The 14,909-nt window shown below is 69.7% G+C and carries 12 protein-coding genes and 1 pseudogene; 5 read left to right on the top strand and 8 right to left on the bottom strand.

Features of this window, described 5'->3' with window-relative positions:
• Window positions 1–258: 258 nt before the first annotated feature.
• The 3 genes and pseudogenes from AB0D14_RS39585 to AB0D14_RS39575 all read right to left on the bottom strand — a co-directional run.
• A pseudogene (locus tag AB0D14_RS39585) lies at window positions 259–480 on the bottom strand (transcriptional regulator); the annotation flags it as partial.
• Window positions 481–1,067: 587 nt separating this feature from the next.
• Window positions 1,068–1,688 carry an alpha/beta hydrolase gene (locus tag AB0D14_RS39580; RefSeq protein ID WP_362788713.1) on the bottom strand — a complete coding sequence of 207 codons (621 nt, stop codon included), beginning with the start codon at window positions 1,686–1,688 and terminating at the stop codon, window positions 1,068–1,070.
• Window positions 1,689–2,016: 328 nt separating this feature from the next.
• Complete coding sequence (locus AB0D14_RS39575; protein WP_362788710.1) at window positions 2,017–2,418, bottom strand: helix-turn-helix domain-containing protein; 402 nt, start codon at window positions 2,416–2,418, stop codon at window positions 2,017–2,019.
• A gap of 127 nt (window positions 2,419–2,545) precedes the next feature.
• Between AB0D14_RS39575 and AB0D14_RS39570 the strand changes: the two genes are divergently transcribed.
• On the top strand, window positions 2,546–3,403 hold the full coding sequence (locus tag AB0D14_RS39570) for an SDR family oxidoreductase (protein ID WP_362788707.1): 858 nt from the start codon (window positions 2,546–2,548) through the stop codon (window positions 3,401–3,403).
• Window positions 3,404–3,478: 75 nt separating this feature from the next.
• Complete coding sequence (locus AB0D14_RS39565; RefSeq protein WP_362788705.1) at window positions 3,479–3,916, top strand: hypothetical protein; 438 nt, start codon at window positions 3,479–3,481, stop codon at window positions 3,914–3,916.
• Window positions 3,917–4,329: 413 nt separating this feature from the next.
• Here the strand turns inward: AB0D14_RS39565 and AB0D14_RS39560 are convergent, their stop codons facing one another.
• Complete coding sequence (locus AB0D14_RS39560; protein WP_362788702.1) at window positions 4,330–7,029, bottom strand: alpha-L-rhamnosidase C-terminal domain-containing protein; 2,700 nt, start codon at window positions 7,027–7,029, stop codon at window positions 4,330–4,332.
• 625 nt (window positions 7,030–7,654) lie between these two features.
• On the opposite strand from AB0D14_RS39560, the gene AB0D14_RS39555 reads away from it, so the two are divergent.
• Both AB0D14_RS39555 and AB0D14_RS39550 read left to right on the top strand, forming a co-directional pair.
• On the top strand, window positions 7,655–7,927 hold the full coding sequence (locus tag AB0D14_RS39555; RefSeq protein WP_362788699.1) for a hypothetical protein: 273 nt from the start codon (window positions 7,655–7,657) through the stop codon (window positions 7,925–7,927).
• A gap of 166 nt (window positions 7,928–8,093) precedes the next feature.
• Window positions 8,094–8,657 carry a patatin-like phospholipase family protein gene (locus AB0D14_RS39550; RefSeq protein WP_362788696.1) on the top strand — a complete coding sequence of 188 codons (564 nt, stop codon included), beginning with the start codon at window positions 8,094–8,096 and terminating at the stop codon, window positions 8,655–8,657.
• Window positions 8,658–8,840: 183 nt separating this feature from the next.
• Here AB0D14_RS39550 and AB0D14_RS39545 read toward each other — a convergent pair whose 3' ends face one another.
• The 4 genes from AB0D14_RS39545 to AB0D14_RS39530 are packed head-to-tail and all read right to left on the bottom strand — an operon-like array spanning window position 8,841 to window position 13,631.
• Window positions 8,841–9,872: an XdhC family protein gene (locus AB0D14_RS39545; protein WP_362788693.1), complete on the bottom strand. Its 1,032-nt coding sequence runs from the start codon at window positions 9,870–9,872 to the stop codon at window positions 8,841–8,843.
• Window positions 9,869–12,250, bottom strand: a complete 2,382-nt coding sequence (locus AB0D14_RS39540) for an aerobic carbon-monoxide dehydrogenase large subunit (RefSeq protein ID WP_362788690.1) — start codon at window positions 12,248–12,250, stop codon at window positions 9,869–9,871. Before AB0D14_RS39540 ends, AB0D14_RS39545 begins: the two co-directional genes overlap by 4 nt.
• Complete coding sequence (locus tag AB0D14_RS39535; protein ID WP_362788687.1) at window positions 12,247–12,741, bottom strand: (2Fe-2S)-binding protein; 495 nt, start codon at window positions 12,739–12,741, stop codon at window positions 12,247–12,249. The genes AB0D14_RS39540 and AB0D14_RS39535 overlap by 4 nt, the downstream gene beginning before the upstream one ends.
• A 5-nt stretch (window positions 12,742–12,746) precedes the next feature.
• Window positions 12,747–13,631 carry a xanthine dehydrogenase family protein subunit M gene (locus tag AB0D14_RS39530; protein ID WP_362788684.1) on the bottom strand — a complete coding sequence of 295 codons (885 nt, stop codon included), beginning with the start codon at window positions 13,629–13,631 and terminating at the stop codon, window positions 12,747–12,749.
• 248 nt (window positions 13,632–13,879) lie between these two features.
• Between AB0D14_RS39530 and AB0D14_RS39525 the strand changes: the two genes are divergently transcribed.
• A complete protein-coding gene (locus tag AB0D14_RS39525; RefSeq protein WP_362788681.1) occupies window positions 13,880–14,845 on the top strand; it encodes a LysR family transcriptional regulator in 966 nt (321 codons plus the stop codon).
• The last annotated feature ends 64 nt before the right edge of the window (window positions 14,846–14,909 follow it).

The following is a 14,909-nucleotide window of genomic DNA, read 5'->3' as shown; positions in this document are numbered from 1 at the left end:
CAACACCGAACTCTCCGCCTGGCAGAACGCCACCAACACCGACCAACGTCAGGTGAACTGGCAGTTCACCACCCACGACGCACGCATCAAACTGCGCCACCTATATCCCAAAACTTAGCCACGACAGTCTACTAGTGTCTCGTGAGGGAGTGTCATGCATCAGGTGTGTGCTTCCCCGAAGCACACACCTGATGCATGACACTCCCGGCCCGTGTGGATCGTGGCGCCCGTCGCGTTATTGTCTCGCGCCCGAACCGCTCAGGAATCTCCGGCGCGGGGGACCAGCGGGGCACGTGTAGCGGTGACTCTGAGAAAGTCGAGTTGTTCCGCGGAGGGTGTTCCGGCGGCCGCGGTGTAGGCGACGATCCTGAGGTCTGATCCGGGCACGGTGAGGATGTCGCAGTCCAGGGTGATGTCCCCGACGGAGGGATGGGTGACGGTCTTGCGGTCATGGCCGAGTGCGCCCGCGACGCCCTGCGACATGACCCCGATCATCCATGACGACCTCGCCAAGCGGGAGTTACTGCCGGGCGAGCATGTCGTGGACAGCGGCGACGTCACCGCGGCGCACATCGAGCGGGCCGCCCGGGTGCACAGGATCACCCTGCTCGGCCCGGTAGCCCTGGACAACAGCCGCCAGGCCAAAGCCGGTTCGGGTTTCGCCAAGTCGGCCTTTCCCGTCGGCTGGGACCGCCGACAGGCCACCTGCCCCCAGGGCGCGGTCAGCCGGGAGTGGAGACCGCTGCGGATCAGCGGACACGAAACTTGCAGGGCCGGGAGGGGCACCCCCGGTGCTACGAGCGGACGACGTGTCGCCGGTCAGGACGTTCGGCCGGCCGCGCGAGGGCGAAAAGCGATACCACAGCGATTGCCCATCGAAGCGCCACAAGGCCGAGCGGTGGGATCGCGGACACGGCGGCACCGCCGACGACATAGTTCCCGGACCAGAACAGCGTCGCGGTCAGCAATGCGCCGATCGCGGCCGCAGTGCCGTGCGCGCCGCGGTCACGGCTTGCCCCGGTCGTGCACGCTGGACGTCGCCGGGTCCTTGTTCGAGCCGTCCGCGCTCACGGTCCGGTGACGGCTGACACGGGTGCCTGTTCCCGTAGGCACCAGGCGAGTGCGGCCGGCCATGGGCCGTAGCCGTCTGCGGGGGTGATGTGGCCGGCGGCGGGGAGGACGTCGCAGTCCATGCCGAGCGCGGCGCTCCACGCGCGGGGGTCAGCAGGTGCGTATGGATCGGTCGCCGAGACGACCGCATGCGGCGGTTTGGCCGACGCAGCGGCGAGGAGTTCACGGTCGATGTGCTCAAGCTTGAATTCTTCATTGCGGTTGGCCACTGTGAACGCCTGGTCACCGAGTGGGGACACCAGCAGCACCCGGGTGACGCGCAGGTCCTCAGGCAGGGTCTGGGCGGCGCGCAGCCACAGTGCGCAGCCGAGGGAGTGGCACACCACGACGCGTTCCTGGTCGCCGAGTTGGGCCAGCTCGGCGTGCAGGAGATCGGTCCATGCGCTCACCGATGGCTGCTCGGGCGCGGGGAACTGCGGATAGAGCACCTGCTCACCTCGCTGGCGCAGGGCTTCGGCCAACCACCACAGCCAGTGCTGCCGCGGGCGACGGTGCTGTACGCCGTGCACCATGAGGAAGCGCCGGGTCTGCGTAGGCGAGCTGGGCATCTCAGTCATCTGTCACTTTCCTCCCGGCCCTGATCTTCAGGCTGCCGGTGCACTGGTACGGGGACCGTACGGACCCCTCGATCGTCCTCAACCCCCGTCATGGCTGCTGACCAGCCCAAAAGAGGCAGAACTGTCTGCTGTAACCCGCCGAGCTGCTCGCTCTTCCCCGTTCAGGCACCGGTGCCGTCCACGAGCCTCGCACCACAGTCGCCGAAGGGGACGTTCACGAACGGGTCCGATCAGCGACGTCCAGCACTTTTGAAGATCGCTTCCCGTCCGAGCAGTGACGGTTCCTCGGCGGGAGGGCGACAGCCACCGAATCCATGGACGGGGTGTACTAGCGTTTTCCGGCGCGGTCGTCGTACTTCTCGCGAGCGGTGAGGACTTCCTCGACGTAGCGCACCGACCACTCCGTGAGCGCCCTCAGGGGACCTCGCAGCGTCTGGCCGAGCGCGGTCAACTCGTACTCCACGCGGGGCGGCACCTCCGGGTAGACCGTCCGCAGAACCAGTCCGTCGCGTTCGAGGGTGCGCAGCGTCTGGGTGAGCATCTTCTCGCTCACTCCCGCCAGCCGCTGCCGCAGTCGGGTGAACCGGCACGTTCCGTGCTTGCCGAGTTCGCCCAGTACGAGAACGGCCCACTTGCTGCCGATCTGGTCGAGTACGTCACGCGAGGGACAGCCACGCGTGTACGGGTCCCATGACGGTATGGGCTCGGTCACATCCTTGGCGGTCGCCACCCTGCTCACCTCGATACTTTCCTGCGGGTTGCCACCTTACCCAGAAGTGGTTCCTTACCAAAGGAGAGCGACCAGGCAACCCTGGGGTTCGAGCCGCGGGAGGTCCGCGGCAGGAAGGGGAGACCCCATGTCAATCGTTGTCACCGGAGCCTCCGGTCAGCTGGGCAGGCTCACCGTCGAAGCATTGCTGGCGCGCGGGGTGCCGGCTGCGGACGTCGTCGCGACCAGTAGGGACATCGCCAGGATCAAGGACTTCGCCGACCGCGGCATCGTGGTGCGCCGGGCCGACTTCGCGGAGCCGGACAGTCTCGCGGCGGCCTTCGAGGGCGCGGACAAGTTGCTGCTGATATCGACCACGACCGTGGACGAGCGGGTCGCCAACCACCGCCGCGCCATCGACGCCGCGGTGACGGCAGGCGTGTCGCTGGTGGCATACACGAGCATGTCGCACGCGGACACGGCCACCACGGTCCTCGCTTCCACTCATCGCGCCACGGAGGAGTACCTGCGGGAGCGCGCAGTCCCCAGCGTGATGCTGCGCAACAGCTGGTACCTGGAGAACTACACGGCCCAACTCCCGCTGGTACTGCGCAACGGAGCCGTTGTCGGGTCGGCCGGCCAGGGCAGGATCAGCGCCGCGGCCCGCGCCGACTACGCCGACGCCGCCGCGGTCGTGCTGACCACCGAGGGCCATGCCGGCGAGGTGTACGAGCTGGGCGGCGACGAGGCGTTCACCCTGGCCGAGCTCGCCGCGGCGATCTCGGCCGCCACCGGGAAGCAGATCACGTACACCGACCTCCCGGCCGACGGGCTCGCCCAGGTGCTGACCGGTGCCGGCCTGCCCGCCGAGCTGGCACACGTCCTCGTCGATGCCGACCTCGGCATGAGCCGCGGCGAGCTGTTCACCGCCTCCGGTGACCTGCGGCGCCTGATCGGACGGCCGACCACGCCGCCAGCCGACGCGATCGCCGACGCGCTGCGCTGACAGGCCGACGACCACTGACTCGCTCTTCCCACTTGCCCATGCCCCTCCCGGTCACCCGGGGAAAGGTCGTTCACGATGTCCACCCGCACCACCGTGCATGCCACGTGGCGGCGCGCGCTCGTCACCCTCACCGCCGCGTCCGCCGCCCTGGCGGCCCTCGTGCTTCCCGCCGCCGCGTCCGCCCATGACCGCGAGGGCAACGGCCACGCGATCACGGTCAACGGCAGCCGGGCTTTCCCCGAGAGCGTCGCGGCCGACCGCCACTACGTCTACACCGCCAGCATCGCCGACGGCACCGTCTACTGCGGGCACCCCGGAGCGAAGACGCTCGACCCCTTCCTGCCGGGCGGCCAGGACGGCCGTACCCAGGCCACCGGGTTGAAGACCACCGGCAACCGCCTGCTGGTCGCCGGCGCCTTCACCGGGCGCTTCTTCGTGTACACGAACACCGGAAAGCTCGTTTATCCGCAGACCAGTTCGGTCTTCACCCTCGAAAGCCTGCCGGTGCGCTGACCGAGGACGCGGGCGAGCACCTGGCCGGGCTCATGCGACGGCCGGACGCGGCGTGGGGCAGACAGCCGACCGACTGAGCGAGGCCGGTGACGGGGCTGTCGAACGAGCGGTGCAACTCGGGTTTGTTGAGGGTTACTGGCGGGCTGCGGAGGGCCGGCCGTCGAAGGCGTTCAAGGCTGTCTTCCAGCGCCACGACAGCATTTGGGCACAAGTCCTGCTGGAAAAAGTCCGCGTTCCTCGCACCGGGTCGGCCCGGTGCGAGGAACGCGGACAAGGCGTACAGCTCTCGCGGCTTCCCCAGCTGCCTGCGGGGACGGGGCATCGCGCGCACGATCCCGGAAGGACCGGCCAGCAGCGGCACCGACAGCATCGCGGGACTCCTGCTCCGGGCAAGATCCGTTTGAAGACGGACCCTAGTGTGACGTGACCCTGTAAGTGCCGCCCTGCTTCACCTTGAGGTGGACGTAGCCGGAATCGAGCCGGCCACCGGCGACCCCGGCCGCGGCGGTGAAGGTCCCGTCACGCCACACCACCTTGCCGTTGACCTCGACGGTGCGAGCGCGGCCGGAGACCGGGACCGCGATGGTGCCGCTGGTGCCTCTGGGTGCCTTGACGGTCAGGCCGAACCGACCCGCGCCGGTCCCCGCGGTCCAGTCGGCGTCGATGCCGCCGTGCGGGGTGGCGACCCTCCCTCGCGCCCAGGTGAGGTCCCCGGGGTGGGGCTGAACCGTCCAGGTCGCGTAGCCCGGTGTATCCGGACGTATGCCCAGGACATAGCTCGACAGCGCCGAGGTCGGGGCGGTGGACCATCCGTGGGACAGGCTCGTCCCCGCCTCCAGGCCGGGCGTGCCGTCGCTTGCGGAGATGTTCTCCCACATGGTCCCGGTCTGGTCCGGGCCCGGGGCGATCATGTGGCCCCAGACATCGTGCAGGAGTTTCTGTGCGTTCGCGGTGTCGCCGACCGCCAGCCGGGCCTGGAGTTCGAACCCGCTGATGAAGGGACTGACCAGCTCCCGGTATTCGGTGCCGGGAGAGAAGGGGAGCGGTCCGTATGGGGTGCTCCACAACTTCGATTTCAGCGCGGCCAGGATCTGCGCGTGCTTCGAGGGCGGCGCGACTCCATACAGGACGGCCATGGCGTTGGCGTCCTGCGCGAACCCGGACTTGGTGTCACTGATCTTGTACAGCCCGCTCGCCGAGTCGTAGAGACGTTCGTTGATGCGCGTCTTCAGCCTCTCGGCGTCCGCCCTGTAGGCGGCGGCCTGTGCTGTCTCTCCCGCGGCGGTGGCGAGTGCCGCGCCATCGATCAGCGTTTTGTAGTACAGGATGTTGTAGGCGGAGACCTCGCCGCCTTTGTCCTTGTCGTAGAAGTTCCAGTCTGCCCCGTCGACTCCCGCCCTGGTCGCGAACAGGCCGTCCGCGTCGACCCGGGTCGCGTTCCAGGCGAGTTCACGCTTGACGACAGGCCACTGCCGGGCGACGAACGCCTTGTCACCGGTGTGGAGGTAGTAGCTCGCGAGGCCGGTGACGAAGTACATGGAGTACGTGGCCGAGTACGTGGTCGTGTCGCCCGGGACGAGCGGCCCGAGGTGCGGCACGGCCGCCGGGTGCATGGCGCCCGGAACGAACCCGCTGGCGAGCTGCCGACTGCCCAGCAGGTCCAGGGACTGCTTGATGTACTCGGGCTTGTTCACCGAGTAGTAGTCGGTGAGGCCCTCAAGCAGGATGTCCCCGCTCCAGATCGCACGGTCGCGCCTGGCTCCGTCGAGGACCGAGGCCAGTGCGTTGGACCCGGGCGGGGTGAAGTCCGCGAGTACGGCCGGTGTGTTCAGCGGGTCGCTGTAGAGCGTCTTGCCCGTGCCACTGACGACGGTGAGGTTCTTGAAGGCCGCCTTTTCGTCGCCGAACTCGCGAAAGCCCACGGTCCCCGTCGGGAAGGCGACGGCCCCTGCGGGCAGGGACGAGGTGTCGACGTGGTCGATCTCCCTGCCGTCCAGCGAGATCGTGATGCCGGCCCCGGCCGCCGTGGTCGTCACGGTGTGCCAGGTGCCCTCGTCGACGGCGGAAGGCAGCGCCACGGAGCCGAGGCTGGTATAGGTGCCGTCGCGTACGGTGAACTTCTGCAGGGTGTTCGGGGGACCGCCGGTGTCCGTGCTCCCGTCCAGGATGAACAGATAGCCGTTCTGTGAGTTCCGCGCACGCACCATCCATCCGGCCTGGTTGTGCAGGATCTTCGTCCGGAAGGTGGCTGTGTAGTCGCTCCAGGAGGTTCCGCGGTCCAGGATCCCGGCACCGTCATTGATCTTCGACCCGTCGGCGTTCAGCGCGCCGTCCTGGACGGACCAGCTTCCGGGAAGGGAGCCGGCCGGAACGAGATTGGTCTGCAGGGTGTAGGCACCGGCGTACCAGATCTTGTTCAGTTCGTCCGAGCTCGAAAGGAAGTGGCCGCCGTACCCGTCGGCCTGGGTGCGGTCGGCGATGTAGTTGATGCCGACCTTGCTCAGCGTGAGGCGGCCGGGGGCGGAGAGGGTGATCTGTTCGTACCGCTCGCCTCCCTGGGTGAAGCGGTTGGTGATGGTGCCCGGCCCGGAGACCTGGTAGCTGTTCGTGCGGGAACTGTCACCGTCGGCCCATGGCGGAGAGCCGTCGCCCGACGGGCTCATGTACCGCAGGCCCTCGCTGTACGCGGCTTTCAGAGTCGGGGATCCCGACGCGGCGGAGACGGTGAAGTAGGGAAGGCCACCCACCTCCTGGCCGTAGTCGAGCAGGACGGTGGGTGCTTCCCCGCCCTCGGCGTAGGTCAGCGTCGCTCCGCCCGAACCGCCGCACAGCAGGTTCCGGGCGCCTTCGACCGCGCCCGAGGTGCTGACCACGGAGACCGGGCAGACGTCGGAACTCTTGGGTGTGCGGACGTACTCCCGCCAGTCGCCGGGCACCCGGGGCGTCCTGGACCCTCCCGCCTGCTCCGCGGGGACGAGAGCCGGCGCCGATGCCGTGGCGGACGGCGCCATCGGCTGGACGAGGACCGCGAGTACGAGGACAAGCCCCAGCGAGAGAGCCGTGCCGGTCGAACTGCGTCTGCCGGGTGGGCGCCTTCTGCCATGAGTTCGCATGCACACTCCGAGGTTGCGGGTGGTCTACGTTCCGGCCCTGCGCGCGGCGCGTGGGCGCTCCGCCGAAGGTGCGGGCAGAGGGGTGAGTGCAGGGGCGAAGGAGGGATTGAATCGATTCAATACATGACTGCAAGACGTAAGCTATGCAGGGGCTGTACGTGCGTCAACCCATGGCGCAGAGTCCGTTCCCGGCCTGGGCAGGGCCGGTGGATCAGTCGGGAGCGTTGTAGCAGGCCAGGGCGGCGACGGGGGAGCGGCGGCGTGAGCGGTCAAGTATGCACACGACGGGAGGTGGTCGCAGCGGGCCCAGGTGTGGGTGGTCGGCGGCGTCGTCTTCCAGGCGGGGGACCTCGATGGGCTGCCGCTCGACAGTCCGCTTCAGTGACTCGCCCAGCGTAGCGAAGACGAGGAAGGCTCCCAGGCGCCGCCGCGGTCATTCCGCCTGCGGCCACACGTCCTTCTTTCCACAGTTCCACCGCGTGCTTGTCCCGCTCCGGCCTGCGGGGACCCGGACGCCACCGGACTCGACGAGGACGACGAGCAGTAGGCCCGCCGTGGGCCGGGGCAACGGGCGCGGCGTCGTACGGGCAATGGTCCAGGCCAGGAGCTTCAGGGTGCCGTTCGGATGAGGGCCAGGGCTTGGTCGTACGGGGCTGCCGGATCCTGGGTCCCGTTGCCGGTGATCCAGGTGCCGGTGGCGGTGTCCGCGCAGGCGAAGGAGACGGCGATGACCGTCCTGGCCTCGTGGTCGGCTGCGGGGCCTTGGCGTCTGCGTGAGGTCTGGAGCCGCCTTCTCGGGGAGGCCGTGACCGATTCCGACGACATTGACGCCGTGATCTCGACTCTGCGCGATGTCGAGATCCGGCTGGTCGCCCGGACCCGCCCCGGGTCCCGGTAGATCCGGCGATCGTGGCGCATCCGATCTGCCCGTGCGCTGCTGCGTCGGACCTGAGGATCCGCTGCGGAGAACTTGTGACACCGGGCTGAAGAGACCCGGCCTGCAAACACGCGCAACGAGACGACCGATGTCACCGTGAAGGGAACAACAATGACTTCTCCGCACGATGGCACACCGGCACACCGGCACACCGGCACGCGCTCTCGTTCTCGGAGGCGGCGGTGCCGTCGGTGTCGGTTGGCAGACCGGTCTACTCGCAGGGCTGCGCGAGGCCGGTGTCGACATGACGGGAACTGAGGCCGTCGTGGGAACGTCCGCAGGCGCCCTCGCCGGCGCGTTGCTGTCCAGCGGCCGTGACGTCACCGACGCACTCACCGCCCTGGCAGCGCTCGGGCAGAGCATCGACCGCCACGCCCTGGCCGCAGGATCTGAAACCTTTCAAGGCGCAAGGCGTCAGGCGAGCCTCGACACCGACCCGCAGCAAGCGCTGAAAGCGATCGGCCGCGCAGCGCGCGAGGCGAAGACACTCGACGAAGACGTCTACCTCCGCCTGTTCGGCACACTCGACGACGCGGTCTGGCCTACTGGCTTCCGATGCACCGCAGTCGACATCGCCACAGGCGATCTGGTCGTGTGGGACCAGAATTCCGACGTGCCGCTGCTGCACGCTGTCGCCTCCAGCTGCGTCGTACCGGGACTTTTCCCCACCGTCACTATCAACAGGGCTTGACCAGCCACGACACGGGCCGCCCGCGGCCGTACGCCTGAGCACGGTACGCCGTCGGTGCCGCCCGACCAGTCGGACGCGGCGGCGCCCCTCCGTCGCAACGCGGCGTCCACGCCGGACGGCCCAGTGCGTCCAGCGCGGCGCGCAGACTCGCGACCTCCGGGACACGCCGCTCGACGTACTCGTTCACTGGGCTCCGGCCTCCACATGACGGGCGGGGTCCTTCTCGTACGCCTCGCGGCAGGCAGCGCAACAGAACCACTGCCGGTCGCCGTCGCCCGCGTCGGAGTACGGGGTACGTGCCTCCGCAGCCTCCGCAGCCTCCGCAGCCTCCGCGACCTGTGGGGCCACCCCCGTGATGGAGACCTCCATCCCGCACACCGGGTCGATGGCCGTCACCGGGACGGCCGAGGCACCCCCTCGCGCCCCTTCTGCGCTCTCCGCTTCCGGGGAGCGCACCACCTGCACGACCTCCGCCAGGATCGACAGCGCGATCTCGCCCGGAGTGCGGGCTCCGATCCACAAACCCGCCGGGGTGTGGACGCGGGCGCGCTGCTCCTCGTCGAGATCCAGCCCGGCCAGCACCGCCGCCCCGCGCCGGGGACTGGCGACGAGCCCGATGTACGGCACTCCGGCCCGCAGCGCCGACAGCAGGGCCGGCTCCTCGTCGCGGCCGTGCGAGGCGATCAATACCGCCCGGGTTCCGGCCGGCGCCTCCGTGCTGAGCCCGTCGGCACCGGACACCGACGTGATCCCGTAACCGAGGACCGGCCCGAAGGCGAGTACGGCGCGTGCGATGGGGGACTCACCGAACACCACCACGTGGGGCGCGGGCCGCAGGGGCTCAAGGAAGATCTCCAACTCGCCGCCGGACAGGCAGGGGTTGGAGACGCTCACCGCCCCCTCCTCGACGACCGCCTCCCCGGTGCCGTCCGCCCTGTGCCGCGGTGAGATGCGCAGCAGCAGGGGCTCGCCGCTGCGCAGGGTCCGCAGGGCCTGGACCCGTACCGTGGCCTCCGCGCAGACGCCACCGACGAAACCCTCGATCCTGCCGTCCGCGAGAACCAGCGCGGTGTCGCCCGGCCGCGCGCTCGCCGGACGACGGGCGCGCACCACCGTGGCCTTCACGAACGGCACGTGGCGCCCTGTCAGTTCGGCCATGCGTGCCTCGATCGTCCCGAGTGGCATCCCGAGTGGCGTGGGTACGACGGGGCTCATTGCGGTGCCTCCACCTCGCCCCCCTGGAGCGCCTGCCACACCCGGCTCGGGGTCAGCGGCATGTCGGCGTGGCGTACGCCGATGGCGTCGAGGACGGCGTTGACGACGGCCGGCGGTGAACCGACGGTCGCGGACTCGCCGACGCCCTTCGCCCCGAACGGATGGTGCGGGGACGGGGTGACGGTGTGGCCCAGCTCCCAGGCGGGGACCTCCAGCGCGGTCGGCAGCAGATAGTCCATGAAGGACCCGGAGAGACAGTTGCCGTCCTCGTCGAAGCCGATGATCTCCATGAGTGCCATCCCGACGCCGTCGGCGAGCCCGCCGTGCACCTGCCCCTCGATGATCATCGGGTTGATACGGGTCCCGCAGTCGTCCACCGCCACGAAGCGCCGCACCTTCACCGAGCCCGTGCCGGGATCCACATCGACCACGCAGATGTACGCGCCGAACGGGTACGTCATGTTGGGCGGGTTGTAGACCGTCGTCGCCTCCAGATGGCCCTCCACCCCGTCCGGCAGTTCCAGCGAGCCGTGCGCGGCGAGCGCGATCTCCTGGATCGTCCTCGTCATCGCCGGGTCGCCCTTGACCGACCAACGGCCCTTCGTCCATTCGAGATCGTCCGGGGCGACCTCCAGCATCGCGCCCGCGATGATCCGCGCCTTGTCCCGCACCTTGCGCGACACCACGGCCGCCGCGGCCCCCGACACCGGAGTGGAACGGCTGCCGTACGTACCCAGTCCGAACGGGGTCTGGTCGGTGTCGCCGTGCACGACGTCGATGTCCTCGGGCGGGATGCCCAGTTCCTCCGCGACGATCTGCGCGAACGTCGTCTCGTGGCCCTGCCCTTGACTCTGCACGCTCAGCCGGACGACCGCCTTGCCGGTCGGATGGACGCGCAGTTCGCAGCCGTCCGCCATACCGAGGCCCAGGATGTCCATGTGCTTGCGCGGCCCGGCGCCGACCGTCTCGGTGAAGAACGAGAGACCGATGCCCATGAGTTCGCCGCGGGCACGCTTCTCGCTCTGCTCCTTGCGCAGCTCCTCGTACCCCGCGAGGTCCAGGGCCTTGCGCAGACAGGCGGGGTAGTCGCCGGAGTCGTACGTCCAGCCGGTCTTGTTCTCGTAGGGGAACTGCTCCGGGCGCAGCAGGTTGCGCATCCTCAACTCGGCCGGATCCGCGCCGAGTTCGTCGGCCAGGCAGTCCAGCATGCGCTCGATGAGATAGACCGCCTCGGTGACCCGGAAGGAACAGGCGTACGCGACGCCGCCGGAAGCCTTGTTGGTGTAGACGCCCGTGACCTGGCAGTACGCGGCCTCGATGTCGTACGAGCCGGTGAAGATGTGGAAGAAGCCGGCCGGGTACTTGGTGGGCTGTGCGGTGGCGTTGAAGGCGCCGTGGTCGGCGAGGACCTTCACCCGGACGCCCAGGATCCTGCCGTCCCGTGTCGCCGCGATCTCGCCCTTCATGTGGTAGTCGCGGGCGAAGGAGGTGCTCATCAAGTTCTCGGAGCGGTCCTCCATCCACTTCACGGGCCGCCCTGTGACGATCGATCCGACGACCGCGCAGACGTAACCCGGATAGATGCCGACCTTGTTGCCGAAACCGCCGCCGATGTCGGGGGCGACGACCCGGATCTTGTGCTCGGGGATGCCGGCCACCATCGCGTAGAGGGTGCGGTGGGCGTGCGGCGCCTGGGTGGTGCAGTAGAGGGTGAGCTTGCCGTCGACCGGATCCATGGACGCGACCGCCCCGCAGGTCTCCAACGGGGCGGGGTGGACCCGCGGATAGAGCATGGTCTGCTCGACGACGACGTCGGCCCGCGCGAACACCTCGTCGGTGGCCGCGCTGTCGCCCGCCTCCCAGTCGAAGACATGGTTGTCCGTACGCCCCTCCAGGTCGTTCCGGATGACGGGCGCCTCGGGAGCGAGGGCGTGCCGGGCGTTGACGACCGGGTCCAGCGGCTCGTACTCGACGTCGATCAGCTCGATCGCGTCGCGCGCGGCGTAGTGGTCCTCGGCGACGACGAACGCGACCTCCTGGCCCTGGAAGCGGACCTTGTCGGTGGCGAGCACGGCCTGCGTGTCCATCGACAGCGTCGGCATCCAGGCGAGCCCCAGACCCGCGAGCGTCTCACCGGTGATCACCGCTTTGACCTTGGGGTGCGCCTCGGCGGCGGAGGTGTCGACGGACAGGATGCGGGCGTGCGCGAACGGGCTGCGCAGGACCGCGCCGTGCAGCATCCCGGGCAGCTGGATGTCGTCCACGTAACGGCCCTTGCCGCGTACGAAGCGGGGGTCCTCCTTACGTTTCATCCGGCCGAAGCCGATGGGCCGTTGGTGATCCTGCGGTGTCAACGGAGGTTCGTCGACGGCGGTCATGCCTGGCTCCCCGTGGCCTCGGAGGCGGCAGCGGCCTGTTCCCCGGCCGCCCACTGGATGGACCTGACGACGTTCAGGTAGCCGGTGCAGCGGCACAGCTGGCCCGAGATGGCCTCGCGGATCTCCTGCTCGGACGGATCCGGGTTGCGGTCCAGGAGCGCCCGGCCGGTCAGCATCATGCCCGGGGTGCAGAACCCGCACTGAAGGCCGTGCTGCTCGATGAAACCCTGCTGTACGGGGTCGAGACGGTCGCCGTCCGCCAGATCCTCGACCGTACGGATCTCATGACCGGCCGCCATCACCGCCAGGACCGTGCAGCTCTTCACGGGCTCGCCGTCCATCAGCACCACACAGGTGCCGCAGTTGCTGGTGTCGCACCCCCAGTGGGTGCCCGTCAGCCCCAGGTCGTCACGCAGGAAACGCACGAGCAGATGGCGGGGCTCGACCTCCCGGGTCTGCTCCTTGCCGTTGACACCGACGGTGATCCGCATACGCCTCACGCCTCCTCTGCCGTGGTCCGGGCCGCCCGTGCGACGGATCGCCGCAGTGCCCGCCTGGTGAGTTCGCCGGCCAGGTGCCGCTTGTACTCGGCGTTGCCCCGGCCGTCGGTGACCGGCGAACAGTTCGCGGAGGCCAGCCGGCCCGCCTCCTCGTACAGTGCCTCGGACGGTTCGCTGCCGTTCAGCACCGTCTGGACCGCGTGGAGGTTCAGAGCGGTGGCACCCACCGCGGCCAGACCCACGCCCGTGTCGGCGATCCGCCCCTCGCGCAGGGTCAGGGCGACCCCCGCGGCGGCGACGGCCCAGTCCCCGGCCTTGCGCTCGACCTTCTCGTAGGCGCTGCCCGCCCCCGGCAGGACCGGGATCCGCACCTGGACCAGCATCTCGCCGACGCCCACCGCGGTCTCGTACGGCCCCTGGTGGAAGTCGGCCATGGGAACGACCCGTTCACCGGTCTCCCCGCGGATCACGGCGCGGGCGTGCAGCGCGCCGCACACCGCGGACAGGCCCTCCGACGGGTCCGCCTGGCAGAGGGAGCCGCCGATGGTGCCCCGGTTGCGGACCGGCGGGTCGGCGATCACGCGCTCCGCGTCGTGGACGATCGGGAAGTACCGGCCGACCAGCGGCGACTCCAGCAGGGTGCGGTGCCGGGTGAGCGCGCCGACCCGCAGTTCGCCGTCGACCAGCTCGATGTGGTCGAGTTCGTGCAGGTCGTTGATGTCGATGAGCACCTCGGGTCCGGCGAGGCGCAGCTTCATCATCGGCAGCAGACTGTGCCCGCCGGCCACGACCCGCGCCTCCTCGCCGTAGCGCCGCAGCAGCTCCAGCGCGTCGTCCACACTCTCCGCACGCCGGTAGTCGAACGAAGCGGGTACCTGCACGGCACGCTCCCTCCCGTTGAGGACCGGACCCCTTGAGGACCGGACCCCTTGAGGACGGGGCCCTTGAGGACGGGGCCCTTGAGGACAGGGACGGTGTCCGGCGGTCCGGCGGCCCCGGACCCGGGTCCGGGGCCGAGGGGAACAATTGCGCGGGCGTATGCGCCGGTCAACGGCGACTCAAGCGATTGCTTAAGAGAGCCGGTAACGGAGGGGGTCCTACCGGTCGAACAGCCGTTGTAATGACGGACATGACGCTGACTCAGCTGCGTTCTTTCGTCACAGTGGCCCGTATCGGCTCGGTGAAGGGCGCCGCACAGTCGCTCGGTGTCACCGAGGCGGCGGTCTCCGGCGCGGTCGCCGCCCTCCGTCGCGAACTGGGTGACGTGTTGTTCATCCGGGCCGCCGGCGGGATCAGCCTCACCCCGGGCGGCAGCCGGCTGGCCGCGGGGGCCGCGGAGATCGTCGGTCTCGCCGAGGAGACCCGGCACCGGGTCCGCCAGGCGAGTTCCGGCACCGCCCACCTGCGGGTGGCGTCCAGCGAGGCCGGTGCCGAACAGGTGCTCCCCGCGCTGCTCACGGCCTTCGGTCGCCGTCGGCAGCCCGACCTGGACGTCGAGACGCTCGCCGTGCCGGTGGCGGTCTTCGGCGACCTGCTCCGCGACCGCCGTGCCGACGTCACGATCGGTCCGGCGCCGCGTCGTCCGGTACCGGCTGTCGAGTCGATACCGTTCCTGCGCTTCCAACTGGTCGTCGTCGCCGCGCCGGACCACCCGCTGCGACACCGGCAACGGCTGGCCCCCGCCCAACTGGCGCACGAGCCATGGCTGCTCGGCCCGGCCGGCCTGGATCCGGACACCCTGTCGGGCGCCTTCCTCGCCCACATCGGAGTCGAGGCCACCGGGGCCAAGGCCTTCCCCAGTGTCACGGCCTCGCTCAACGCGGTGGCCGCCGGGGCCGGCCTCTCGGTGGCCTTCCTGCACGTCGTGCGCGACGATCTGCGGCGCGGGTCGCTGGCCGTGCTCGACGTCGTGGGCGCCCGGCTGGGCGGCATGCTGTACGCGAGCGCGCTCACCGGCGAACGACGGTCGACGACAGCCGCCGCGCTGTGCCGGTTCGTGACGACACCGGCCGCGACGCAGGCGGTGCTGACGCGGTCCAACGGGGTTCCCATGAGCGAGTTCCGCCCGCCGGTCCACGTCACCATCTGGAGCTGACGGCGACCCGCCGGGGCGCCGGCGCAGCTCCCTGAGCGTCTTAAGCAAAGCCTGAAGAGCTCAT

The organism is Streptomyces sp. NPDC048484, from assembly GCF_040651415.1.
Taxonomy (GTDB): Bacteria; Actinomycetota; Actinomycetes; order Streptomycetales; family Streptomycetaceae; genus Streptomyces.
Note: the sequence above shows the minus strand (reverse complement) of the source record. Positions and strands in the feature narration are given on the sequence as shown.

Bases quoted from the DNA above. Each gene is read 5' to 3' on its own strand.
- AB0D14_RS39555 (WP_362788699.1), top strand. From the start codon at position 7,655: ATGAGGGCCAGGGCTTGGTCGTACGGGGCTGCCGGATCCTGGGTCCCG.
- AB0D14_RS39535 (WP_362788687.1), bottom strand. From the start codon at position 12,741: ATGCGGATCACCGTCGGTGTCAACGGCAAGGAGCAGACCCGGGAGGTC.
- AB0D14_RS39550 (WP_362788696.1), top strand. From the start codon at position 8,094: ATGGCACACCGGCACACCGGCACACCGGCACGCGCTCTCGTTCTCGGA.
- AB0D14_RS39580 (WP_362788713.1), bottom strand. From the start codon at position 1,688: ATGACTGAGATGCCCAGCTCGCCTACGCAGACCCGGCGCTTCCTCATG.
- AB0D14_RS39545 (WP_362788693.1), bottom strand. From the start codon at position 9,872: ATGAGCCCCGTCGTACCCACGCCACTCGGGATGCCACTCGGGACGATC.
- AB0D14_RS39560 (WP_362788702.1), bottom strand. From the start codon at position 7,029: ATGCGAACTCATGGCAGAAGGCGCCCACCCGGCAGACGCAGTTCGACC.
- AB0D14_RS39570 (WP_362788707.1), top strand. From the start codon at position 2,546: ATGTCAATCGTTGTCACCGGAGCCTCCGGTCAGCTGGGCAGGCTCACC.
- AB0D14_RS39565 (WP_362788705.1), top strand. From the start codon at position 3,479: ATGTCCACCCGCACCACCGTGCATGCCACGTGGCGGCGCGCGCTCGTC.
- AB0D14_RS39540 (WP_362788690.1), bottom strand. From the start codon at position 12,250: ATGACCGCCGTCGACGAACCTCCGTTGACACCGCAGGATCACCAACGG.
- AB0D14_RS39525 (WP_362788681.1), top strand. From the start codon at position 13,880: ATGACGCTGACTCAGCTGCGTTCTTTCGTCACAGTGGCCCGTATCGGC.